Annotated in this window: 19 protein-coding genes and 1 pseudogene; 11 read left to right on the top strand and 9 right to left on the bottom strand. The window is 58.4% G+C overall.

What is annotated here, in order from left to right; genetic code table 11:
- Positions 1 to 281: 281 nt before the first annotated feature.
- Positions 282 to 1628, bottom strand: coding sequence for an MFS transporter (locus tag AABM55_RS06815; protein ID WP_103315439.1), 1347 nt, complete (start codon positions 1626 to 1628; stop codon positions 282 to 284).
- Positions 1629 to 1814: 186 nt separating this feature from the next.
- Positions 1815 to 2657 (bottom strand): pca regulon transcriptional regulator PcaR, encoded by an 843-nt coding sequence (gene pcaR, locus AABM55_RS06810; protein WP_054596029.1) that lies wholly within the window; start codon positions 2655 to 2657, stop codon positions 1815 to 1817.
- A gap of 401 nt (positions 2658 to 3058) precedes the next feature.
- Here pcaR and AABM55_RS06805 point away from each other — a divergent pair, with 401 nt between their 5' ends.
- From AABM55_RS06805 to AABM55_RS06795, 3 genes are all read left to right on the top strand, one after another.
- Positions 3059 to 3364, top strand: a complete 306-nt coding sequence (locus AABM55_RS06805) for a hypothetical protein (RefSeq protein WP_347929136.1) — start codon at positions 3059 to 3061, stop codon at positions 3362 to 3364.
- Between the two features lie 4 nt (positions 3365 to 3368).
- On the top strand, positions 3369 to 3569 hold the full coding sequence (locus AABM55_RS06800) for a hypothetical protein (protein ID WP_019692194.1): 201 nt from the start codon (positions 3369 to 3371) through the stop codon (positions 3567 to 3569).
- A gap of 376 nt (positions 3570 to 3945) precedes the next feature.
- Complete coding sequence (locus AABM55_RS06795) at positions 3946 to 5421, top strand: inorganic phosphate transporter (protein WP_054596027.1); 1476 nt, start codon at positions 3946 to 3948, stop codon at positions 5419 to 5421.
- A gap of 11 nt (positions 5422 to 5432) precedes the next feature.
- Here the strand turns inward: AABM55_RS06795 and AABM55_RS06790 are convergent.
- From AABM55_RS06790 to AABM55_RS06775, 4 genes and pseudogenes are all read right to left on the bottom strand, one after another.
- Positions 5433 to 6686: pseudogene (locus AABM55_RS06790) on the bottom strand (IS3 family transposase).
- 655 nt (positions 6687 to 7341) lie between these two features.
- Positions 7342 to 7458: a cytochrome c oxidase subunit CcoM gene (ccoM, locus tag AABM55_RS06785; protein ID WP_007926603.1), complete on the bottom strand. Its 117-nt coding sequence runs from the start codon at positions 7456 to 7458 to the stop codon at positions 7342 to 7344.
- A gap of 145 nt (positions 7459 to 7603) precedes the next feature.
- The gene (locus tag AABM55_RS06780; RefSeq protein WP_007906621.1) at positions 7604 to 7765 is read right to left on the bottom strand and encodes a hypothetical protein; all 162 of its coding nucleotides are present in this window, start codon (positions 7763 to 7765) and stop codon (positions 7604 to 7606) included.
- Between the two features lie 147 nt (positions 7766 to 7912).
- Positions 7913 to 8254, bottom strand: a complete 342-nt coding sequence (locus tag AABM55_RS06775; RefSeq protein WP_054596026.1) for a hypothetical protein — start codon at positions 8252 to 8254, stop codon at positions 7913 to 7915.
- A 179-nt stretch (positions 8255 to 8433) separates the two neighbouring features.
- Between AABM55_RS06775 and rapA the strand changes: the two genes are divergently transcribed.
- On the top strand, positions 8434 to 11280 hold the full coding sequence (rapA, locus tag AABM55_RS06770) for an RNA polymerase-associated protein RapA (protein ID WP_054596025.1): 2847 nt from the start codon (positions 8434 to 8436) through the stop codon (positions 11278 to 11280).
- A 76-nt stretch (positions 11281 to 11356) separates the two neighbouring features.
- On the opposite strand, the gene AABM55_RS06765 is transcribed toward rapA, so the two are convergent.
- A complete protein-coding gene (locus AABM55_RS06765) occupies positions 11357 to 12706 on the bottom strand; it encodes an MFS transporter (RefSeq protein WP_347929135.1) in 1350 nt (449 codons plus the stop codon).
- 295 nt (positions 12707 to 13001) lie between these two features.
- On the opposite strand from AABM55_RS06765, the gene AABM55_RS06760 reads away from it, so the two are divergent.
- Entirely contained in the window at positions 13002 to 15287 is a 2286-nt protein-coding gene (locus AABM55_RS06760; RefSeq protein ID WP_347929134.1) for a bifunctional diguanylate cyclase/phosphodiesterase, read from the top strand.
- Here AABM55_RS06760 and AABM55_RS06755 read toward each other — a convergent pair.
- Positions 15178 to 16074, bottom strand: a complete 897-nt coding sequence (locus AABM55_RS06755) for an NAD(P)-dependent oxidoreductase (RefSeq protein WP_347929133.1) — start codon at positions 16072 to 16074, stop codon at positions 15178 to 15180. The genes AABM55_RS06760 and AABM55_RS06755 overlap by 110 nt on opposite strands.
- A 195-nt stretch (positions 16075 to 16269) precedes the next feature.
- Between AABM55_RS06755 and AABM55_RS06750 the strand changes: the two genes are divergently transcribed.
- Positions 16270 to 18447: a hypothetical protein gene (locus AABM55_RS06750; protein WP_054596021.1), complete on the top strand. Its 2178-nt coding sequence runs from the start codon at positions 16270 to 16272 to the stop codon at positions 18445 to 18447.
- 236 nt (positions 18448 to 18683) lie between these two features.
- Here the strand turns inward: AABM55_RS06750 and AABM55_RS06745 are convergent, their stop codons facing one another.
- Positions 18684 to 18989 carry a DUF2288 domain-containing protein gene (locus AABM55_RS06745; protein ID WP_103315445.1) on the bottom strand — a complete coding sequence of 102 codons (306 nt, stop codon included), beginning with the start codon at positions 18987 to 18989 and terminating at the stop codon, positions 18684 to 18686.
- Positions 18990 to 19336: 347 nt separating this feature from the next.
- Here AABM55_RS06745 and AABM55_RS06740 point away from each other — a divergent pair, with 347 nt between their 5' ends.
- The 5 genes from AABM55_RS06740 to AABM55_RS06720 all read left to right on the top strand — a co-directional run bounded on the left by AABM55_RS06740 (position 19337) and on the right by AABM55_RS06720 (position 24338).
- A complete protein-coding gene (locus AABM55_RS06740; RefSeq protein WP_054596019.1) occupies positions 19337 to 20464 on the top strand; it encodes a branched-chain amino acid ABC transporter substrate-binding protein in 1128 nt (375 codons plus the stop codon).
- A 231-nt stretch (positions 20465 to 20695) separates the two neighbouring features.
- Positions 20696 to 21619 (top strand): high-affinity branched-chain amino acid ABC transporter permease LivH, encoded by a 924-nt coding sequence (gene livH, locus AABM55_RS06735; protein WP_019692183.1) that lies wholly within the window; start codon positions 20696 to 20698, stop codon positions 21617 to 21619.
- A complete protein-coding gene (locus AABM55_RS06730) occupies positions 21616 to 22872 on the top strand; it encodes a high-affinity branched-chain amino acid ABC transporter permease LivM (protein ID WP_054596018.1) in 1257 nt (418 codons plus the stop codon). The genes livH and AABM55_RS06730 overlap by 4 nt, the downstream gene beginning before the upstream one ends.
- Positions 22869 to 23636 carry a high-affinity branched-chain amino acid ABC transporter ATP-binding protein LivG gene (gene livG, locus AABM55_RS06725; protein WP_054596017.1) on the top strand — a complete coding sequence of 256 codons (768 nt, stop codon included), beginning with the start codon at positions 22869 to 22871 and terminating at the stop codon, positions 23634 to 23636. Before AABM55_RS06730 ends, livG begins: the two co-directional genes overlap by 4 nt.
- Positions 23637 to 24338 (top strand): ABC transporter ATP-binding protein, encoded by a 702-nt coding sequence (locus AABM55_RS06720; RefSeq protein ID WP_054596016.1) that lies wholly within the window; start codon positions 23637 to 23639, stop codon positions 24336 to 24338. It abuts the gene before it with no gap.
- The last annotated feature ends 100 nt before the right edge of the window (positions 24339 to 24438 follow it).

Genomic DNA, 24438 nt, shown 5'->3' with positions numbered 1-24438 from the left:
TTATCAGTAAACCGATGTGGAGGACAAAGCGCGATGAGCAGCGCCGGAATGACTGAAGATTAAGCCGCCGAAAAACCCCAAACAATCCGATAATCGACTAAGTGTTCGCTTATCGAACAGATTGTTGCCTCCCTATCGTTCCCATTGCGCTACCGAAAAGCATCGCGGGCAAGCCTTGCTCCTACGACGGGACGTTGATCACGCCATTTGTAAACGACTGAAATCCTGTAGGAGCACGGCTTGCCCGCGAAGAGGCCGGCACCTTCAACAAAAAACTCTGCTCAAGTCGCATCCGCATGGCTGACCATGCCTTTGATCACCACCGCCGTGGTGGCCAACGCCGCCGGAATCACCAATGCCGTCAGCACCTGTTCGAAATTCCAGCCCAGGCCCAACAACGTCGCCCCCATCCAGGCGCCGAGAATCGCACCGAAACGGCCAATCCCGAGCATCCACGACACGCCCGTGGCCCGACCTTGAGTTGGATAGAAGCGCGCCGCCAGCGACGGCATCGCCGATTGCGCGCCGTTGACGCACATCCCGGCGACCAGCACTAACGTTGCCAGCAGTGTGATGTTGCCCAGGCTTTGCCCTACCGCGTAGGCAAACACCCCGGCCAACAAGTAGAAAGTACCGATCACCTTGTGCGGATTGAACCGGTCCATCGCCCAGCCCACCGCCACTGCACTCAGCACGCCGCCAAACTGGAACAGCGCACCAATGAAGGCCGCCTGCTCCATGCTCGCGCCGCTGTCACGCATCAGGGTCGGCAGCCAACTGGTCAACAGGTAGACGATGACCAGCCCCATGAAATAGGTCAGCCACAGCAATAACGTGCCGGTGCTGTAAGTGCCGGAGAAAATCACCGCGAACACATTGCGGGCCTTCACGGTTTTTTGTTCGGGTACGCTGAAACTCGACGCCTGGGCGATAGTCGCCGGATCAATCGGCGCCAGCGCCTTGCGCACTTTGTCGGTGCCGCGATTGCGCACTACCAGGTAACGCGCTGACTCCGGCAGCCACAGCAACAGCACCACGCCGAGAATCAGCGGCAGAACCCCGCCAATCAGCAACAGGCTGTGCCAGCCAAACGCCGGGATCAGCTTGGCCGAGATGAAACCGCCACCGGCCATGCCCAGGTTGAAGCCGCAGAACATGCTGGTTACCAGCAGGGATTTTTTGCGCTCCGGGGTGTACTCCGACAGCAGCGTGGTGGCGTTCGGCATGCCGGCGCCCAGGCCAAGCCCGGTCAGGAAACGCAGCACCAGCAGTTGCTCGACATTCGTGCTGTAGGCCGAGGCCAGACTGAAGGCGCCGAATAACAGTACCGCGCCGACCAGTACGATTTTTCGTCCAAAACGGTCAGCCAGCGGTCCTGAGCCCAGCGCGCCGAAGACCATGCCGATCAGCGCGGCACTCATCACCGGGCCGAGGCTGGCGCGGTCGATCCCCCAATCCTGGGACAGCGCCGGTGCGATAAAACCCATGGCCGCGGTGTCCAGGCCATCTAGAAACACAATCAGGAAACACAGGATCACCACCCGCCATTGATAGCGCGACAGCGGTTGGGCATTGATAAAGGACTGCACATCGAGGCAGTTCCCGACAGCGGATTGAGGCTGGTTCATTATTTTTATCCCAGGCAAGAAGCGCAGGCGAATACGCGCAGGCAATCGCCTCTTCATTATTATTCGGTCGTCTTCCGGTGCCAGGAGCAGTGGCCAACAGCAGCGGATGACGCTGCCGCGACATTAATGAGGCAAGGGAAACAGCGTCAATTCGCCAAACGCGACTCTGTGCGTTTACCGAACAGCTTACGCAAACAGCTGGGCACTCAACTCACGGCTGGCACTCAACAACCCGGGCAAAAAGCGCTGCTCCAGTTCATTGCGACTGACCCGTCCAGCGTGTGTACTGACATTCAGCGCAGCCAGCACCTGACCGGAAGCGTCGTACACCGGAACGGCAATCGAGCGCAGGCCTTGCTCGAGTTCCTGATCGACAATGCACCAGCCTTGCTGCCGAACTTCCTGAAGACATTCAAGCAATGACTCGCGCGTATGCAGGGTGCGGCTGGTCTTGGCCTGCAATTCGGCATGTTCGAGGTAATCGTGCAGCGATGCATCGTCCAGCGCGGCCAGAAGAATCCGCCCCATGGAGGTGCAGTAAGCCGGCAAACGCCCGCCCACCGACAGATCGACCGAGATCAAACGCTGGGTCGTGGCCGAACGGGCGATATACAAGATGTCATCCCCCTCCAGCGTGGCCATGTTGCACGCCTCGTGCAGTTGTTCGCTCATGCGGTCCAGATAAGGCTGGGCCGATACCGCCAGCGGCGTCGAGGACAGATAGGCATGGCCAAGGGTCAGGACTTTGGGCAGCAGCGAATAGGTTCGGCCATCGGTGGTTGCGTAGCCGAGCTTGATCAGCGTATGCAGGCAACGGCGTACGGCAGCGCGGGGTATTTCCGTACGGTGGCTGATTTGCGCGATGGTCAGATGCCGCTTGCGCTCCTGGAAGGCTTGCACCACCGCCAGGCCGCGGGCCAGGGAAGTCATGAAGTCCGGATCGCCAGTGAATGCCTGAATCCGCTTGGCCGGCGAAGCAACGATCGGCGGCGCCACTGAAGCAAAGGAATTGCGCAATTGATCGTTCATTTCAGGTCATTCCCCAGAGTTCGATAGCTATTACAAGCTGCTCCGGAGCTTGTGTACAAGCATCGGCAGCCAAGGTTGGGCGATTATCGAACCATTAATCGATAATCGCAATCAACCGACGCACGACCCAATGGCATAAGGCCTGCGGTACATTTTCCGATAAGACCGGGAACCGTTCATTACAGATTTTGACACTTTAGCTGACACTGAATAACAACCACGTTCTAATCCACTCAACTTGTACGACTTAATGGCGCCAGGAAATGGGCTTGTTAAAGACGTTGCCCCAAAGTGCACTGCACACACGACTTGCGGGTAACAACACAAATTCACAGAACGAAGCACTTTTAAGTTATTCGAGATAGTGTTCTGCCAATCGGTCGCTATAATGCAACTCAGTGATGACCGTGCTTGTTGGCAACTACGGGATCCAATCACTCAGGCAGCGCGAGGTTTCAACCCTGCTTCCTGCTGGCAAACGCCTGACGCTCATTTCGAATGCCCGACCCATGCGTTTGCAAAAAACAAAGAAACTGATGCTACGTCAGTGGTTCTACTCTGGTGCCGTGGCCGCCTGCACGAAGGAAGCTGTCAAGCACAACGCTTTCGCAATGGGTGTCTTCCCGGACACTCTGCTTGAGAGGCGTGTGACCGACACAACGAATGCAGTGCGTATCACCAGAATTTATCTCAACTCAATTAGGTAACACTGTGACGAAAGAAGAACTGCGCGCGGAACTTGAGCGCCAGGAACAACGTTACAAGGAAGTTTACGGCGGGGAAGTCACCACCTACGCCGCTCAGCCCGACCCGGAACGCAAACCTTGGCGTAAACGCGCCAGCATCCTCGATCAGGCCTTTACCCAGGAACTGCAGAAGATGGAAAAGGAACTCAAAGCCGAAGAGCCATAATCGCGAAGGTTTGAGTTTTCAGGGCCTGCGTCACCTTCAGCTACACGCTGAATGAAATGGCGTCCCATATCGCGCCTGCTAAAAGCCGGCGATTGCCACCTCACTCCTACCGGATGAGGTTATTGGCGCTTGGCTGGCCCTCCTTACAGATATTTCACACACCCCGTTCGGCCTCCCATCGAAGTCGCTGAAATGCTGGCGTGCGCCACAACACCCAATGAAATCAAAGGCTTGAAAAACCTACGGCAACGCTGGGACTTAGGGCCTTGTTACACACTAATTCGTTGAAGAATGTAACCGATGAGCAGCAAGTGCATTGATTAGCAGGGTTTTCTGGCATAATCGCGCCCCCTTATGACCGGGTCAGAAAACCTTCATGATCGATTTATTCAGCGGACTGGATGCTTGGGTGCTTGTGAGCCTCTTGCTCGCCCTGGCCTTTGTCCTCGCCTTCGAGTTCATCAACGGCTTTCATGACACCGCTAACGCGGTTGCCACTGTTATCTACACCAAAGCCATGCCGCCTCATCTGGCAGTGTTCTTTTCCGGTGTGTTCAATTTCCTCGGCGTATTGCTGGGCGGCGTTGGCGTGGCGTATGCCATCGTCCACCTGTTGCCGGTGGAACTGCTGATCAATGTGAATACCGGCCACGGGTTGGCGATGGTGTTCTCGTTGCTCGCTGCGGCCATCACCTGGAACCTGGGGACCTGGTACTTCGGTATCCCGGCCTCAAGCTCCCATACCTTGATCGGTTCGATCCTCGGTGTGGGTCTGGCGAACGCCCTGATCAACGACATTCCATTGGCTGACGGTGTCAACTGGCAGAAAGCGATCGATATCGGCGCCTCGCTGGTGTTCTCGCCATTAGCCGGTTTCCTGGTAGCCGCGCTGGTGCTGGTTGGCCTGAAATGGTGGCGTCCCCTGTCCAAGATGCACAAGACACCGGACCAACGCCGCAAACTTGACGACAAGAAACACCCGCCGTTCTGGAACCGCCTGGTTCTGGTGATCTCGGCAATGGCTGTCAGCTTTGTTCACGGCTCCAACGATGGCCAGAAAGGCATCGGCCTGATCATGCTGGTATTGATCGGTATCGTGCCGGCCCAGTTCGTACTCGACCTGAGCAGCACCACCTACCAGATCGAGCGGACTCGCGATGCGACCCTGCACCTGAGCCAGTTCTATAAGCGTAATGCCGATACCCTGGGCGAGTTCCTGGCCTTGGGCAAAAGCCTGGATGGCGATTTGCCGGAGAAATTCCGCTGCAACCCGCAACAGACCGAACCGACCATCACCGCCCTGCTCGGCACGCTCAAGGGTGTAGCGGACTACCACTCGCTGTCGCAAGAAAGCCGCATTGAAGTGCGTCGCTACCTGCTCTGCCTGGACGATACGGCGAAAAAGGTCGGCAAGTTGCCTGGCCTCGATGCCCGCGAAAAGGCTGACCTGGACAAACTGCGCAAAGACCTGACCACCACCACCGAATATGCCCCGTTCTGGGTGATTCTGGCGGTCGCCCTGGCACTCGGCCTGGGTACGATGGTTGGCTGGAAACGCGTGGTACTGACCATCGGCGAGAAAATCGGCAAGCAAGGCATGACTTACGCTCAAGGCATGTCGGCACAAATCACCACGGCGGGCATGATCGGCCTGGCGAACATCTTCAGCCTGCCGGTATCGACCACCCACGTGCTGTCTTCGGGTGTGGCCGGGACCATGATCGCCAACAAAAGCGGCCTGCAAGGCGGCACCGTGAAAACCATCCTGCTGGCCTGGGTCCTGACCCTGCCAGCAACGGTGGCCCTGTCGGCCGGCCTGTTCTGGCTGGCATCGAAGGCACTCGGCAGCTGATCTACCGCTGTCTAGTCCTGAAATAGGTTTACACCTGTTTCACTTCAACGCCCGATGCACCGCATCGGGCGTTTTGTATTTCAAAGACAAGTGCGGTCGCTCGCCGTTATAGATCGATACCGACTCACTCACCATCTTCTTCGCCTGCGTCAAATCCTGCGGTCGCTGGAGCATAAGCTCTGTCTTTAATATCCCGTTGACCCGCTCTGCCAATGCATTTTGGTAGCAGTCATAGCCGTCCGTCATAGAACACCGGATGCCGTGTTTCGCGTGCAGTTCCTGGTACATTCCCGAGCAATACTGGCTGCCTCTATCCGAGTGGTGGACCAGCGACTGCTCCGTTCGACGGCGTTTCACCGCCCGGCGCAGCGCATGCGCTACCGACTCGGCGTGCAGGCTTTCATGGACGTGATAGCCCACGATCTTTCGCGAAAAAGCATCCGTCACAAGGCTTAGATAGGCCACGCCTTCCTGAGTTGGCAAATAGGTGATGTCCGCCACCCAGACTTGTTCCGGGCCGCTTGCAACAACCTGATCAGGACCGGGCTTGAGCAGGTTCGGATGGCGTCGAAAGCGATGATGGCTGTCGGTCGTTTTGTGATAGGCCCGCTTGCGGACCACCAATAAACGCCTTTCGCGCAGAATCGAAAACAGCCGATCTCGACCCACTTGCAGCTCAAGTTGAGGCTGGCAATGCAGCAAGTAATGCAGCTTTCGGGTGCCCAAGCGCGGCTGCCGCTGACGCTTTTGCTGAACGAAGTCGGCAACTTTCTGGTCCAGAACGAGACGAGCAGCATCGGCGCGATTGCGTTTGTAGTAAGCCTGTCGGCTTATCCCCATGAACTGGCAAGCCCTGCTGATACTCAGGTTTTGGACTCGCTTTTGCGCGAGGACTTGCCGGGACGCTTTTTTATGACAGAAAGGCCGTAGTCATTCTTCAAGACATCCACGACAGCTTCGAAAAACTGCGCTTTCTGATTGGACAGAGCTAGCTGCTCTTCAAGCTCTTTGATGCGTTGCTCTGGCGTTAATGGTCGGTTTTTGTCGGGCATAGACCCCATCCTCGGCGAGCCAATGTATGTGCCTGGGCTCCAATCTTGCCGACCGTGCTTGCGTAACCACGTCAGAACGGTCGTTTTGCCTTGAATCCCGTAGCGCTCCTGAGCCTCTTTATAACTCAGCTCGCCTTTTTCGACCTGGTCGACGACCGACAATTTAAAAGTCAGCGTGTAGTCTCGCTGACTACGCCTTTTTGCTGATTCCATTATTCCCTCCTGAAAATAGATCAGAAGGTGTAAACCTTATTCAGGACGGGACACACGCCGTACAAAAAAGGCGCGCCCTCCTGGAGGTCGCGCTTTTTTTGTGCCTGCAGGATTTGCAAGAATTTGATGATCGTTTCCATGTCCGTGAAGGGACGCGGAGCGTCCCGGGCGACATTCCCACGCAGAGCGTGGGGAACGATCTCAAACCCCACACACCCCAACCACTCAGGCCGGCTGTCAGGCCGCCGTGCTGTGGCTGTTGATCTTGATCCACCCGCCCCTTCGGAAGGCCGAGTGGAGGTGTTCATCAGGGGGTGGGCGCGTAGCGCCGTACGGCGTAGCCGGACACATCGAGAGGAGGTCGTCGCGAAGCAGACCGTAGGCGATGCCCCCTGATGGACACCGGAGCAAGGGGACGCCGAGCCTAGGCGAGGTGCCGTACGCTTGGGGCGAAGACTTTTGCTTACTTTTCGCTGGGCCGGCACCCCGGCGTTTGGAAAAGTGAGGCGCCGTAAGGGCGAAACCCTAAGCGGCCGTTACCGCAGCAACGGATATGTACACCTGCAAGCGCTGACTCCACAAAAAACCGCAGGCAAAAAAAAAGGGCGACCGAAGTCGCCCAAAATGCCTTGCGTGCTCGTGCTTCCAGAAAGACCTAAGGCTTTTTACGCTTATGTGCGTCTTTCCAGATAAAAAATCCAAACCCGGCAAAAAACAGAACCATGAGGCCAACTGTCAGCACTCCGGCAATCACCACATTATCGAAAAACATGACTGGCCTCCTGCACTTGCCCTGTTGCGATGGGGCTAAGTTACCCAATCGGGCGCAGAAGAAAATTGACCGGGATCAATGCCGCCCAAGACCGGGCGTAAAAGGAAGGGAAATAACTGACCTGCATCAATGGAAACAGGGAGGATCAACGCTTTTTCGGTTTGTTTTTCGGCTTTTTCTTCGCTTTACCCAAAGGCATGGCCTGCTCGAAAGCCTGGCGCACTTCGTTCAGGCGCTTTTCATTAAGGTCATGCACGCGCTTGGCACGCTCGGTGTTGAGGTCAATCAGCTTGTCATCTTGGCTCATGGCGTGGCTTACATCTTCAAGGTCAATACAGGCGTAGCAAAGTGACTACTGTCACCCTGCCCGCTCAGGGTTTGCCAATAATGCGGCCAATAGCCGGCGCTGACCAGTCGCCAGCAACATCACAGCGCAACAAAAAGTGAGTAAGCGTCAGACCTCGACATCGACCCACAATCCCTGGCGCGGCTGATCGTCTATCAGCGGGACAACGGGCACCGTATTGTCGGCGTTCAACTCGTCACCCGGCACAGCCAAGTGCTCTTCAGGGTCCTCTTCGGCTTCGCGGCGACGCTTGTCGCGCGCTTGCTGACGCCGCTGCTCTTCGCGCAACAACTGCGCCGACTCTTCGGCATGGCGCTTGTGCAGGTCGATCGTACTTTCGCTGGAGCTCGCCTCCACCGGCACCACCGGCGGAATATCCGGCCGCTGGCGAATCGGATCCTGCTGGGAAGTAATCGGCACGGCACTCAAGGGGAGCATCGGTGGCAGCATGGTTATTAGTCTCCTGACAGCAGGCTGTCGGCTGCTGAGTCGGCGACTTGAGCCAACGGTCGCAAACTTGCGAGCCAACGCGGCCCGAACCTTCGGCCGCTCCTACGCGAGTAACCCTTTGGCCTCGGGACCCGCATCCGTTAATATAGTCGGCTTTTTCAAGGCGGGAGTCAGGCAGCATGGCGCAGCAGTATCAACCGGGGCAACGCTGGATTAGTGACAGCGAAGCCGAGCTAGGTCTAGGCACCGTTCTGGCACAGGACGGTCGCTTGCTGACCGTGCTCTATCCGGCCACTGGCGACACTCGCCAGTACGCGCTACGGAATGCGCCCCTCACTCGCGTGAGGTTTTCGCCGGGTGACATGATCACTCACTTCGAAGGCTGGAAAATGACCGTGCGCGAAGTCGACGACGTCGACGGCCTGCTGGTCTATCACGGGCTCAACGCGCAGAACGAAGTGGTGACGCTGCCTGAGACCCAACTATCGAACTTCATCCAGTTCCGTCTGGCCAGCGACCGTTTGTTCGCCGGGCAGATCGACCCACTGGCCTGGTTCTCTCTGCGTTACCACACCCTGGAACATACCAGCCGCCAGTTGCAATCCTCGCTCTGGGGCCTGGGTGGCGTGCGTGCGCAGCCGATCGCTCACCAATTGCACATCGCCCGTGAAGTTGCTGACCGTATTGCGCCGCGGGTTTTGTTGGCGGACGAAGTAGGTCTGGGTAAAACCATCGAAGCCGGTCTGGTGATCCATCGCCAACTGCTCTCGGGCCGCGCCAACCGCGTGCTGATCCTGGTACCGGAAAACCTCCAGCACCAATGGCTGGTGGAGATGCGCCGTCGTTTCAACCTGCAAGTCGCGCTGTTCGACGAAGAACGCTTCATCGAAAGCGATGCCGGCAACCCGTTTGAAGACACCCAGCTCGCACTGGTCGCTCTGGAATGGCTGGTGGACGACGAAAAGGCCCAGGACGCGTTGTTCGCTGCCGGCTGGGACCTGCTGGTGGTCGACGAAGCGCACCACCTGGTGTGGCACGAAGATCAGGTCAGCCCTGAGTATTCGCTGGTCGAGCAACTCGCGGAAACCATCCCCGGTGTGCTGCTGCTGACCGCGACCCCGGAGCAATTGGGTCAGGACAGCCACTTCGCGCGCCTGCGCCTGCTCGATCCAAACCGTTTCCATGACCTGAAAGCCTTCCGCGCCGAGAGCGAAAACTATCGCCCGGTGGCCGAAGCCGTTCAGGAGCTGATGGACCAGGGGCGCTTGTCCCCGGCCGCACACAAAACCATCCAGGGTTTCCTCGGTGACGAAGGCGAAGCGCTACTGACTGCCGTCAACGCTGGCGACGCCGAGGCCAGCGCCCGTCTGGTCCGCGAATTGCTGGACCGCCACGGCACTGGCCGCGTGCTGTTCCGCAACACCCGCGCCGCGGTACAAGGCTTCCCGGAACGCAAACTGCACCCGTACCCGCTGCCGTGCCCGGACGAATACCTCGAACTGCCGCTGGGCGAACACGCCGAGCTGTATCCGGAAGTCAGCTTCCAGGCTCAGCCGGATATAGATGAAGAACAACGCTGGTGGCGCTTCGACCCACGGGTCGAATGGCTGATCGACCAGCTGAAAATGCTCAAGCGCACCAAAGTGCTGGTGATCTGTGCCCACGCCGAAACCGCGATGGACCTGGAAGACGCCCTGCGCGTACGTTCCGGCATTCCGGCCACGGTGTTCCACGAAGGCATGAACATCCTCGAACGTGACCGCGCGGCGGCTTACTTCGCTGACGAAGAATTCGGTGCCCAGGTACTGATCTGTTCGGAAATCGGCAGTGAAGGTCGCAACTTCCAGTTCTCCCACCACCTGGTGCTGTTCGACCTGCCATCGCACCCGGACCTGCTGGAACAGCGGATCGGGCGTCTCGACCGGATCGGTCAGAAGCACGTCATCGAACTGCACGTGCCGTACCTGGAAACCAGCCCGCAAGAGCGCCTGTTCCAGTGGTATCACGAAGCGCTGAATGCGTTCCTCAACACCTGCCCGACCGGCAACGCCTTGCAGCATCAGTTCGGCCCGCGCCTGCTGCCGCTGCTGGAAAATGCCGATGACGGCGAGTGGCAAGCGCTGATCGACGAAGCCCGCACCACCCGTGAAAACCTCGAAGCCGAGTTGCACAGCGGCCGTGACCGCCTGCTGGAACTCAACTCCGGTGGCGCTGGCGAAGGTGACGCGCTGGTTGAGGCGATTCTTGAGCAAGACGATCAGTTCGCCCTGCCGATCTACATGGAAACCCTGTTCGACGCATTCGGCATCGACAGCGAAGACCATTCGGAAAACGCGCTGATCCTCAAGCCGAGCGAAAAAATGCTCGACGCCAGCTTCCCGCTGGGTGACGACGAAGGCGTGACCATCACCTACGACCGCAACCAGGCGCTGTCTCGCGAAGACATGCAATTCATCACCTGGGAGCACCCGATGGTTCAGGGCGGCATGGACCTGGTGCTGTCCGGTTCGATGGGCAACACCGCCGTGGCGCTGATCAAGAACAAGGCGCTCAAGCCTGGCACCGTGTTGCTGGAACTGCTCTATGTCAGCGAAGTGGTTGCCCCGCGCTCGCTGCAACTGGGCCGTTACCTGCCGCCGGCGGCGTTGCGCTGCCTGCTCGATGCCAACGGCAACGACCTGTCGGGCCGCGTCTCGTTCGAAACCCTCAACGACCAGCTCGAAAGCGTGCCTCGCGCCAGCGCCAACAAGTTCGTCCAGGCCCAGCGTGATCAACTGACACCGCGCATCAATGCCGGTGAAGAGAAGATCACTCCGCGCCACGCCGAACGTGTAGCCGAAGCGCAACGCCGCCTGGCCGCCGACACCGAAGAAGAGCTGGCGCGCCTGACCGCCCTGCAAGCGGTCAACCCGACCGTGCGCGACAGCGAACTGGTTGCCCTGCGCCAGCAGCGCGAGCAAGGCCTGGCCATGCTCGACAAAGCGGCACTGCGACTGGAAGCGATCCGGGTGCTGGTGGCGGGGTAATCCCTCCTCTCCCCCGGTAAAAACAAAAGGCCCGCAGCGATGCGGGCCTTTTTGTTTTCTGAAGACCTGCAAGATCTTAAGCTGTTGCCACCGCAATCCCCGGCTCAACCACCGCCATCAACCCTTCCTTCATCCGCTTGGCATCCCGCACAAAACACCGCGAAGCCAGGAACAGAAACACCATGGTCGAAAACAACGCCACCGGAATCAGGTACATCGCGTCATGCAGCCCTGCCGCCTTGAAGGCCTCGTTCATTTGCTCGGCGCCGGCCGCCAGCATTGCGCTATGGGCAAAGTGATCGGACAAAGCGCCGACCACCACCGGCCCCAAGCCACCGCCCAACAGGTAGAGTCCGGCAAAAAACAACGCCATCGCCGTGGCGCGCAAACGCGGTTCGACCACATCCTGAATAGCCGTGTAAACGCAGGTATAGAAGTTGTAGGCAAACAACCAGCCGACGCTGAACACGGCGACGAACACACCGATTTCAATCCGTCCTGCATGCAGTGCCCAGGCCGTGCATAGGGTCGAGATGATCAGGCTGAACGCAGCAAACAGCAGCCGACCGTTGGCCACCCGCTGGTGAATCTTGTCAGCCACCCAGCCGCCCAGCGTCAGGCCGAACAAGCCGGTCACACCGACGATCACCCCGGTCGCCACCGCCGCTTGCTGCAATGGCATCTGAAAGTAGCGCTGCAACATCGGCACCAGAAACGAGTTACAGGCATAGGTGGCGAAGTTGAAACACAGCCCCGCCATCACCAGCCAGAGGAACGTTGGAATCGCCAGCACCCGGCGAATCGGCCGATCCACCCGCTCCTGGGACACGCGCACGGTTTCCGCCGCGCCGCGCTGGGGTTCCTTGATGAAGAACATGAAGATCGCCAGGATCAAACCCGGGATCGCCGCGATAAAGAATGGTGCACGCCAGCTGTCGAACGCCTTGACCATCGCGCCGATGGTGAAGAACGCCAGCAACAGGCCCAGCGGCAAACCGAGCATGAAGATCCCCATGGCCCGCGCCCGACGGTGTGCCGGGAACAAATCACCGATCAGCGAATTGGCGGCCGGCGCATAGCTGGCTTCACCGATGCCGACCCCCATGCGCACGATTAGGAAACTCCAGAAACTCCCCACCAGGCCGTTGACTGCGGTCAACCCGCTCCAGACCGCCAAGCCCCAGCCCATCAGTTTGCTGCGCGAACCGGTGTCCGCCAGTCGCCCTAACGGCAGACCGGCAATGGCATAAATGATCGTGAATGCAGTACCGATGATCCCCAGTTGAAAGTCGCTGAGGTGCCATTCCATGCGGATTGGCTCGATGATGATCGCCGGGATCGTACGATCGAAGAAGTTGAACAGATTGGCCAGAAACAGCAGGAACAGAATGCGCCAGGCATTCGCCGCTTGGGTCGAGTTCTGCATGGGTCCGTCTCTTTTATTGTTATGAGGGCTTCACTGCCGACAACACTCCAGCCCGGTACCCGCAATCTAGTCAGCGCCATGTTTGCTGTCTGTCATTATTCGTCAGGCTGATACCCGCTCATGACAGCCAAAGCCGCGCGCGTGACAATTTATGTCTAAGCGCTCCCCGGCTTATTGCAAAATCATTAGTGCCAATGTGCCACTATTTCTTGTGCTCTGTGCACGGCCTCTATACTCCAGACATTCGCCAGCGTTCATGGCGCCGGCAGAGAATGACTCAAAGGCGGGGCATGCTATGGAGTGGCCTGGTTTGCATTTCATTACCGAGCTGCCAGAGAGCAGCGGGCAAGTCGTCCTCAATTGCACTCATAACCCCTTTCTGGTGCTACTGGCCTATCTGGTTGCCTGTGCAGCCAGCTTCGCCACGCTGGACATGGCCGAACGCGTCGGTAATGCCGAAAATCCTGCCTCTCAACGGCTCTGGCGCTGGGTCGGTGCCTGCTGCCTGTCGGGCGGTATCTGGGCCATGCACTTCATCAGCATGCTGGCGTTCCAGGCCCCCATCGACATCCATTACGACTTGCCGGCCACCCTGCTTTCCCTGTTGATCGCCTTTATTGCAGCCTTTGTAGCGATGAACACCCTGAGCAATGCTCAACTTAACGTGCGGCAATACGTGCAAACCTCGATTTGCATCGGACTGGGCATCGCCACCATGCATTACGTGGGAATGACGGCAATGCGCTCGAACGCCGTGGCCCACTACCAGCCAATCGTGTTCGGCCTGTCGGTCCTGATTGCCATCGGTGCCAGCGCCATTGCCTTGCTGCTGTCGCATGGTCTGCGCAACGGCGGCGGCATCGCTCATCAAGTACTCAAATACACCGCCAGCCTGGTACTCGGCGCCGGCATCGTGAGCATGCACTTCACCGGCATGCAGTCCATGAGCCTGGTGTTGCCGACCGGAGTCCCCATGCAACTGTCGGTCGACAACGACCACCTGCAACTGGCACTGACAATTGCGCTGATCGCGCTGGTGGTCATCGGCAGCAGCATCAGCGCCGCCCTCGCCGACAAAAAACTGCAGCACAAGGACCATGACCTGCGCCGGGTCAACGCGCTGCTCAGTCAACTGGATCAGGCGCGCATGTCGCTGCAACAAGTGGCGCACTACGACCCCCTGACCAACCTGATCAACCGCCGCGGCTTCAATCAGATCTTCGCCGAAAAGCTCATCGAGAAAAGCACCCATGGCGGCATGCTGGCGGTGATGTTTCTGGACATCGATCACTTCAAGCGGATCAACGACAGCCTCGGTCATGACGCCGGTGACGAACTGTTGAAAGTGCTCGCCAGCCACATCAAAAGCTCGACCCGCAGCCACGATGATGTGGTCGCGCGGTTTGGCGGCGATGAGTTCTGCATTCTGATCAACCTGCGTGAGCGCGACGAAGCACGGCACATGGCCCAGCGCATCATGCAAAAGATGAAGGAGCCGATCGAGTTGGCCGGCAGGCGCATGGTCATGACCACCAGCATCGGTATCAGCGTGTTCCCTGACGACGGCAAAACCTGCGAGGAACTGCTGAAACACGCCGACCTGGCGCTGTACCAATCCAAGGGCAACGGCCGAAACGGCCTGCACTTCTTCAGCTCCAACCTGAAAACCAAGGCGACGATGGCGCTGCAGCTCGAAGAAGAACTGCGCAATGCCTTACGCGACGAAGACGGATTGATGCTTTATTACCAGCCGATCTATGACCTCAAAAGCGGCCAGGTCACCAAACTGGAAGCGCTGATTCGCTGGCAGCACCCGATACACGGCTTGCTCGCCCCTGATCGTTTCATCGCGATTGCCGAAGCCAATGGCTTGATCGCCGAACTCGACAACTGGGTGCTGCGCAAAGCCTGCGCAGACCTGAGCGAGCTGTCCAGGCACGGCTGCGAGTCGTTGAAAATCTCCGTGAACTGCTCACCTCTCAATCTCGCTCGCGAAGAGCTCGCCGAAGAAGTCGAAAGTGCGCTGCGAGCAGCCGGCGTCTCACCGCAGAGGCTGGAGCTGGAGGTCACGGAAAACGCACTGATGGGCAATATTGCCAATACGCTGGTGCTACTGCGCAAGATTCGGGCGCTCGGTGTTTCGTTGTCGATCGACGACTTCGGCACCGGTTATTCGTCGCTGGCCTACCTCAAGCGCCTGCCGCTGAACACCCTGAAAATCGACCGTTCGTTTATCCAGGACATCCCCAAGGCCACTCAGGACATGGAGATCGTCCAGGCCATTATCGTCATGGCCCACACCCTGCATTTGCAAGTGGTCACCGAAGGGGTCGAAACCCTGGAGCAGTACCAGTTTCTCGAACGTTTCGGTTGCGACTTTGTTCAGGGTTACTTGTTGAGCCGCCCGGTGCCGCTGGCTGAATTACGTCCGGTACTGAACGAGATCAACCAGCGCAAACACGCACTCGCCATCAATCCTTTGAGTCTGGCTCGCGGTATAGATGGATTAGTGTCGCGGGATCTTTTTCCAGAAAGCCCTGACCTGCATGCAGACGCATCAACTGCGCGGCCAGTCCACTGATCGGCATCGCGGAGCCTTGCTCGCGGGAAAACTTCACGGCGCCATCCAGGTCCTTGAGCAGCGTTCGAACATGCCACTTTATGGGTTCGAAACGGCTCTCGGCCATTTGCGGGGCAAGTATCTGCAAGGGTTTAGAGTCGGCAAACCCGCCGCTCAATGCTTCGGCCAACAGGCTCGCATCCACGCCTGAACGTTCAGCCAACGCCACCACTTCAGCGATCACCAACGCATTGCAGGCAACGATCATCTGATTGCAGGCCTTGGTCACCTGCCCTGCGCCGACCGCGCCCATGTGCGTGACCCATTGGCCAAGACTCGACAACACCGGGCGTACGCGTTCGACATCGGCTGACTCACCACCCACCATGATCGCCAGGCTTGCGGCCTCGGCCCCCGCCACACCACCAGACACCGGCGCATCCACCCAGCCCATGCCCGTACGACTGACCAGTTCGGCAGCCATTTCCCGCGTCGCGGTGGGCTCCAGGCTGGAAAAATCCACCAGCAACTGACCGGTTTTCGCACCGGATGCCACGCCCGCAGCACCGAACACGACCTCGCGTACCACCTCGGTATTGGCCAGGCACAACATCACCAGATCGGCGTGCTGACACAGCTCGGCAGGTGTGGCCACTTGTCGCGCTCCGGCCTCGACCAAGGGCGCGCACTTGTCGGGGTTGCGGTTCCAGACGGTCAGTGGATATCCCGCTGCCAACAAACGCCGACACATTGGTAAACCCATCAAGCCAATACCGGCAAACGCCAAAGAAGGTAACGCTGCCATCAAATTGCCTCCGTTCGATTAAAGATCGCCAAATTTTGGCCGATTCATCATGACTCAGGAAAGGATTCCCCCTAGCGACGCTCAGGTAAAGCCCTATCGCTGGGGACAATATCGCGCTGTAAAGTCGCGAGTTCTTTATTCGTGATGGCTTGATGACATCTCGCCACCGAACCAACCAGTCCAGGCACATGGCGCACAATGACTTCTAAAAATAATCCTGCCCCAGCGGTATCCGAACTGACGCTCACCGCCGCCACGGATAAACCCTCAGTCCCGAAGCCATTGACCAGCTCGCGCCCGCTTGCGACCCAGCAGTACCTGTACTTTACCGAGACCAACACCGATCGCATCCTCGACAACCTCGATGGCCTGCGCGATCTGGTGTTCCCCAAGCCGCCGCACCTGGAAGACGCCCACGAACTGCATCAGCAGGAATTCCCTTCGGTGTGCCTGATCGGTCTGGGTCGCTGCGGATCGAACATTGCGCTGGACGTTGCGGAGCTGGTGTACAACGCCCGCAAGTTCTACCTCAACGAGTTCAACAACGAAGACAAGCCCTATGCTGAAAAGGGCTACAGCCCTGCGCAATGGATTCGTAACAACCTCAAACTGGGTGTCGGCAAGGCCACCAAACCGGTGTTCCTGGTCGAACCACTGGTGATGCTCGGCGACCTCGACAAAGACATCGCCGGACGTATCCGTTTCTCGCGCAAGGGCGAAAAAAGCGGCTTCCTGCGCGACTACAGCAAAATGAAGATCATGGACCTCTCGGAAGTCCACGCCGGTGGCGCCGGTAACGCGCCGATCCTCGGCCAGTACCTGGCGAAGATCATCCTGAACAAGGACACCCAGCGTTTCTCCAGCCCCGACTGGAAGATGATCCACTCGTACCTGATCGACAGCTGCGGCATCAAGGCCAACCAGTCGCGCCTGTACTTCTCGATCTTCAGCGCCGGCGGCGGTACCGGTTCGGGCATGGCCTCGGAGTTCGGGCTGGCCCAGCAACACTCGTACATGAACAAGACGTTCGACACCAAACCGGTGGACGAACACGACAGCAAGAGCGGCCACTCCTTCGTTTTCGAGCCGATCTTCACCAGCGGCATTTGCGTACTGCCGAACATTTCCGATCACCGCAGCGAAATGTCTGAAGCGCTGCACATCAACGCCGGCCGCCTGTTGTGCAAGTACCTGTCGGAAGAATGGGATTTCTCGTACAACTTCGCCAACGAAGACAGCAGCGAAGCCAGCGTCATGGGCCGCATCCGCCCATGGAACGCGATGATGCTGATCTCCAACGACATCATGCGTTACGCCGAAGAGAACGATGACGGCAATATCCAGAACATTGATGTCAATGCCATGGAAAAGCACGCCAACCAGTACATCTCGCAGCAAATCTTCAACATTCTGACAGCCCAGGCGGTCACCACCGACTACGATCAGAACTATTTCCGCCGGGCCGGCATCGATATCGGCGAAACCATTCGCCTGGACGCCAATGACCTGTTCATGAGTCTGGCCGGGCCGGTGGCGATTGCCTACGCCGAGTCGGTGGTGCCAGAGCAACCGGCACCGAGCAGCGACAAGTTCAAGGTGTTCGACAAAGAGCCGCAGCGCCTGAACATCGACGACCTGTTCTTCCGCTCCATCGACCTGCCGCACTTCAACAAAGTGACCCAGGCCATCGAAGGCATCAGCCTGTTGCCGATCGAGTCCAAGCGTTATCGCGCATCGCTGGAGCAATACAAGAACTCGGGTTACGACGCTGCCGCGCTGCATGACCTGCACTTCTTCAAGAATTGCTCGTCGGTGGTGTCGATCGTATCGCTGCCCAAGGATTACAAACTGTCCTACATGGACCTGAACCGGTTGAAGACCCACCTCAACAGCCTGTTCCCCAACACCACGCTCAAGCGTTATGCGCTGGTGATCGGCGCCTCGGCCAACCTTTCGCTGACCACCCTGATCGCCAAGAGCCCGTGCCTGTCAGACGATTTCCTGACCTTGATCGTGGCGTTCATCAAGCGCTGCTTCGCCCGCAACCCGTACCGTTTCGACGAAACGCTGGACAATTCGATCCTCGACTTCATCATTCATGAAGACTTCGACGAGGCGAAAATCGACGAGCTGCTCAACGAGTTCGAAAACCCGGCGAAGATCCTCGACACCAACTGGTACGCGATCAAGCCGATGTACGAGAAGAAGTACCGCGAGCTGATCAACGACAAAGACAAATTCGTCTCGATCAACGACATCCGCCTGTCGCGCGATTGCGTGAAAAAGGCCATCAAGTACCTGCGCGAGATCTACCGCCACCGCATTGGCAAGACCAAGGTCATTTCGCTGAATAACCATACGGGCAAGACGGCGTAATGGCGTAGCCCCCTAAAAGATCGCAGCCCGTAGGAGCTGCTGCAGGCTGCGATCCTTTTTTTCAAACAATCAGAAACAATTAAGCAGCCATTCGGCTGCTTATTAAACTGTTCCCGTTACGTTTACGTAACCTTCCCCCCGCCTGCCTGTGGCATTTCTCTACGGCAACCTGCCATCACGCTACTCGGCTACACACTTTTACCCGAGCGTCATCAGCACCAAATCGGTGCACCACTTCAGGCCTGCGCCCTTTCCTGGATCAGAATCCACGGCGAAACGACCACTGCCCACAACTCCGGATCACGCTCGAAAAGATCCAGCGCCCGCGTTTCAGAGAGCTTGGCGAGTTTGTCGGCGGCCAGCCAGGCAGCCACTTTCTCGCCTTCGTCCTGGGCAACTGCCTCGGCGGCAGCGATCAAATCCAGGTCGGGATCGACCCACAATAGGGCACCCTTGGCGAAGAACGGTTCGAGTTCCTTCCAGGTAATAGATGCGGTTTCACCAAGCAGCTTGGCATAGAGGGTGCTAGGTTCTTGAGTCATGGGCCCTGTCCGGAATTGAAATCGGCGCAATCATAACGTCGGCGCTCTGGCAGAAAAACCCGGATGCAATAGAGTCATTGATCGAGAACTGCAGGAAAGCAAGGATAGCCGCTGAATCAGGTCGCTACGCAGCCAAAATCCCGCCGCAATTCTGTCTTTTTCGTTCAAAAATGCGACACCCTCAGGTTTTGCCCCTGAGCGCCAGCTTTCCAAGCGAACAACCGGCGCTCTACACTGTACCGGTACAGTTGCCGGGGGCATTTCCGGGGGATATCCAAGATATCGATCCGGTTCTGTGGCTCAGGCTGCCAGGACTATAAAAACTACAACAGTAAGAGTGGAGCACTATGAATAAGGCTACTAAGCAGATTTCCAAACTGTTTGCCGCTATGGTTCTGGCCGGGGTTGCCAGCCATTCGTTCGCAGCTGACACCATCAAGATCGGCATCGCCGGCCCTAAAACCGGTCCAGTGACCCAGTACGGTGACATGCAGTTCATCGGCGCTAAAATGGCCATCGAGCAGATCAACGCCAAAGGCGGTGTTGACGGCAAGATGCTCGAAGCCAAGGAATACGATGACGCCTGCGACCCTAAACAGGCCGTTGCCGTTGCCAACAAAGTGGTCAACGACGGCGTCAAGTTCGTGGTCGGCCACCTCTGCTCCAGCTCCACTCAACCGGCTTCGGACATCTACGAAGACGAAGGCGTGATCATGATCACCCCGGCCGCCACCAGCCCGGACATCACTAACCGTGGCTACAAAATGGTGTTCCGCACCATCGGCCTCGACAGCGCCCAAGGCCCTGCCGCCGGTAACTACATCGCCGATCACGTAAAGCCGAAAATCGTTGCCGTTCTGCACGACAAACAGCAATACGGTGAAGGCATCGCCACCGCCGTGAAGAAAACCCTCGAAGGCAAAGGCGTCAAGGTTGCCGTGTTCGAAGGCCTGAACGCCGGCGACAAGGACTTCTCCTCGATCATCCAGAAACTCAAGCAAGCCAACGTCGACTTCGTCTACTACGGCGGCTACCACCCGGAACTGGGCCTGATCCTGCGTCAAGCCAAGGAAAAAGGCCTGAACGCCAAGTTCATGGGGCCAGAAGGCGTCGGCAACGAATCCATCTCGCAGATCGCCCAGGACGCTTCCGAAGGCCTGCTGGTGACCCTGCCGAAGTCTTTCGACCAGGATCCGGCCAACAAGGCACTGGTTGACGCATTCGCCGCCAAGAAACAGGACCCGACCGGCCCGTTCGTGTTCCCGGCCTACTCGGCAGTCGAAGTCATCGCTGAAGGCATCAAGGCAGCGAAGAGCGAAGACACCGCCAAAGTGGCCGCAGCCATTCACGCTGGCACCTTCAAGACTCCGACTGGCGACCTGAGCTACGACGCCAAGGGCGACCTGAAGAACTTCAAGTTCGTGGTTTACCAGTGGCACTTTGGCAAACCTAAAACCGAAGTTTCGCCTCAGTAAGGCGTTGCCTGACTGACTGCCAATAAAGCCCACGGCGTGCCGTGGGCTTTGTTTTACGAGGTAATGGGCCGTGCCTCCGTGATCCGGAAGCCTCCCCACCTGAAAATCTCAAAACCGTCATCAGCGGTTCGCTGGCAAACCTCATGTTCGAAGTGGATGCAGATCCACGGGGCCTGAGCGGGAAAATGACTCCACCAGTGAAATGCGTATCAGGTTTTTAGGAGCGCAGTAATGCCTGAGATCTATCACTTTTTCCAACAGCTGGTTAATGGTCTGACCATTGGCAGCACGTATGCCCTGATCGCCATCGGCTATACGATGGTTTACGGCATCATTGGAATGATCAACTTCGCCCACGGCGAGGTCTACATGATCGGTTCCTACGTGGCCTTCATCGTCCTTGCCGGACTGGCCATGCTGGGTATCCATTCTCTACCGTTGTTGATGACCGCCGCATTCCTGGCGACCATCGTTGTCACCAGTGCCTACGGCTACAGTATCGAACGGATCGCCTACCGCCCTCTGCGGGGCAGTAACCGCCTGATCCCGCTGATCTCGGCCATCGGCATGTCGATCTTCCTGCAAAACACCGTACTGCTCTCGCAGGACTCCAAGGACAAATCGATCCCCAACCTGATTCCGGGCAGCTTCAGCTTTGGTCCAGGCGGGGCACAGGAAGTACTGATCTCCTACATGCAGATCCTGGTATTCGTAGTGACCCTGGTGGTGATGCTCTGCCTGACCACGTTCATTTCGCGTTCACGTCTGGGACGTGCCTGCCGGGCCTGTGCCGAAGACATCAGGATGGCCAACCTGCTGGGCATCAACACCAACAACATCATCGCCCTGACCTTCGTCATCGGTGCTGCCCTGGCGGCCGTGGCGGCTGTACTGCTGAGCATGCAGTACGGCGTGATCAACCCGAACGCCGGATTCCTGGTGGGCCTCAAGGCCTTTACCGCGGCGGTTCTGGGCGGCATCGGGAGCATTCCGGGCGCCATGCTCGGTGGTCTGGTGCTGGGGGTGGCCGAAGCATTCGGCGCCGATATATTCGGTGACCAGTACAAGGACGTGGTGGCTTTCGGCCTTCTGGTTCTGGTGTTGTTATTCCGGCCAACCGGCCTGTTGGGCCGTCCGGAGGTTGAGAAAGTATGATCAGGAATCTTAGACAGGCGCTTTTCAGCGCGCTATTGGTTTGGGCTGTGGCGTACCCGGTACTCGGCCTGAAACTGTCCATCGCCGGCATCAACCTCGAAGTACAGGGTGCCACGACCTCCACGCTGCTGATCATCGCCGCCTGCTCGGTGTTGATGTTCCTGCGCGTGCTGTTCGACCGCGAATACACGGCGGCCATGCGCTCCGTGCCCAAAGGTAAATTGATCCCGGCCAGTGCGAGCAATTTCCTGACCCTGCCCAGCACCCAGCGCTGGGTCATCATGGGGTTGATCGTCATCGCTCTGGTCTGGCCGTTCTTCGGCTCGCGCGGTGCGGTGGATATCGCCACACTGATTCTGATCTATGTGCTGCTCGGTCTGGGCCTGAACATCGTGGTCGGTCTGGCAGGTCTGCTCGACCTGGGCTACGTCGGTTTCTACGCCGTGGGCGCCTACAGCTATGCGCTGCTGTCGCACTACTACGGCCTGAGCTTCTGGATCTGCCTGCCCATCGCCGGCTTGATGGCGGCAACCTTCGGCTTCTTGCTGGGCTTCCCGGTGCTGCGTTTGCGCGGTGACTATCTGGCGATCGTGACCCTGGGCTTCGGTGAGATCATCCGTCTGTTCCTGCGTAACCTGACGGGCCTCACGGGCGGACCGAACGGCATCAGCAACATTCCCAAACCGTCGCTGTTCGGCCTGAGCTTCGAGAGAACGGCCGCCGAAGGCATGCAGACCTTCCACGAGTTCTTCGGCCTGACGTACAACCCGGTCAGCAAGGTGGTTTTCCTCTACCTGGTCGCGCTGCTGCTGGCGCTGTTCGCGCTATTCGTGATCAACCGTCTGCTGCGCATGCCGATCGGCCGTGCCTGGGAAGCGTTGCGTGAAGACGAAATCGCCTGCCGGGCCCTGGGCCTGAACCCGACCGTGATCAAGCTGTCGGCCTTCACCCTGGGTGCCTGCTTCGCCGGTTTTGCCGGTAGCTTCTTCGCCGCACGTCAAGGACTGGTAACTCCGGAGTCGTTCACCTTCATCGAGTCGGCCACCATCCTCGCCATCGTGGTGCTGGGCGGCATGGGCTCGCAACTGGGCGTGGTCCTCGCGGCCGTCGTGATGATCCTGTTGCCCGAGCTGATGCGTGACTTCAGCGAATACCGCATGTTGATGTTCGGCGCCTTGATGGTGCTGATGATGATCTGGCGTCCTCAAGGTCTGCTGCCCATGCAACGTCCTCACATGGAGCTGCGTAAATGAGCAGAGAGATCCTGAAAGTAGAAGGCCTGAGCATGCGCTTTGGCGGCTTGCTGGCGGTCAATAGCGTTGCCCTGAGCGTGAAAGAGAAACAGGTGGTATCGATGATCGGCCCTAACGGCGCCGGCAAGACCACCGTGTTCAACTGCCTGACCGGTTTCTACAAGCCCACTGCTGGCACTATCCAGCTCAACGGTGAAGCGATCGAAGGCCTGCCCGGCCACAAGATCGCCGGTAAAGGCGTGGTGCGGACGTTCCAGAACGTGCGGTTGTTCAAGGAAATGACCGCCGTGGAAAACCTGCTGATCGCTCAGCACCGGCACCTGAACACCAACTTCCTGGCCGGTCTGTTCAAGACCCCGGCGTTTCGCCGCAGCGAACGCGAGGCCATGGAATACGCCGAGTTCTGGCTCGACAAGGTCAACCTCAAGGAGTTTGCCAACCGTCCGGCCGGTACCCTGGCCTACGGTCAGCAGCGCCGCCTGGAAATCGCCCGTTGCATGATGACCCGTCCAAGCATCCTGATGCTCGACGAACCGGCCGCCGGCCTCAACCCGCGGGAAACCGACGACCTCAAGGCGCTGATCGGCACCCTGCGTGAAGAGCATAACGTCACCGTGCTATTGATCGAACACGACATGAAACTGGTCATGAGCATCTCCGACCACATTTTCGTGATCAACCAGGGCACGCCTCTGGCCAACGGCACGCCGGAACAGATCCGCGACAATCCTGAAGTGATCAAAGCCTACCTGGGGGAAGCGTAAATGCTGCAGTTCGAAAACGTTTCCACCTTCTACGGCAAGATCCAGGCCCTGCACGGCGTCAACGTCGAAGTCCGTCAGGGCGAGATCGTCACGCTGATCGGGGCCAACGGCGCCGGCAAATCCACCCTGCTGATGACCCTGTGCGGTTCGCCGCAAGCCCATAGCGGCAGCATTCGCTACATGGGCGAAGAACTGGTCGGCCAGGACTCCGCGCGAATCATGCGTAAAAGCATCGCCGTGGTCCCGGAAGGTCGTCGGGTGTTTGCCCGTCTGACCGTGGAAGAAAACCTCGCCATGGGCGGTTTCTTCACCGAGAAAGGCGATTACCAGGAGCAAATGGACAAGGTCCTGGGGTTGTTCCCGCGACTCAAGGAACGCTTCAACCAGCGCGGCGGCACCATGTCGGGTGGTGAGCAGCAGATGCTTGCCATCGGTCGGGCGCTGATGAGCAAACCCAAGCTGCTGCTGCTCGACGAGCCGTCGCTGGGATTGGCGCCGATCATCATCCAGCAGATCTTCGACATCATCGAACAGCTGCGCAAGGATGGTGTGACGGTGTTCCTGGTTGAACAGAATGCTAACCAGGCGTTGAAGGTTGCCGACCGTGCCTATGTGCTGGAAAACGGCCGGGTAGTGATGCAAGGCACCGGTGCAGCCCTGCTGAGCGACCCTAAAGTGCGCGACGCCTACCTGGGCGGCTAAGCACTGCTGCAAAAAAAAACGGCCTGCGGGCCGTTTTTTTTTGCCTTGTAGGAGCACGGCTTACCGGCGATGGCGTTCTCCCGGGCACCATCGCCGGCAA

The organism is Pseudomonas helvetica (genome assembly GCF_039908645.1).
GTDB lineage: Bacteria > Pseudomonadota > Gammaproteobacteria > Pseudomonadales > Pseudomonadaceae > Aquipseudomonas > Aquipseudomonas helvetica.
Note: the sequence above shows the minus strand (reverse complement) of the source record. Positions and strands in the feature narration are given on the sequence as shown.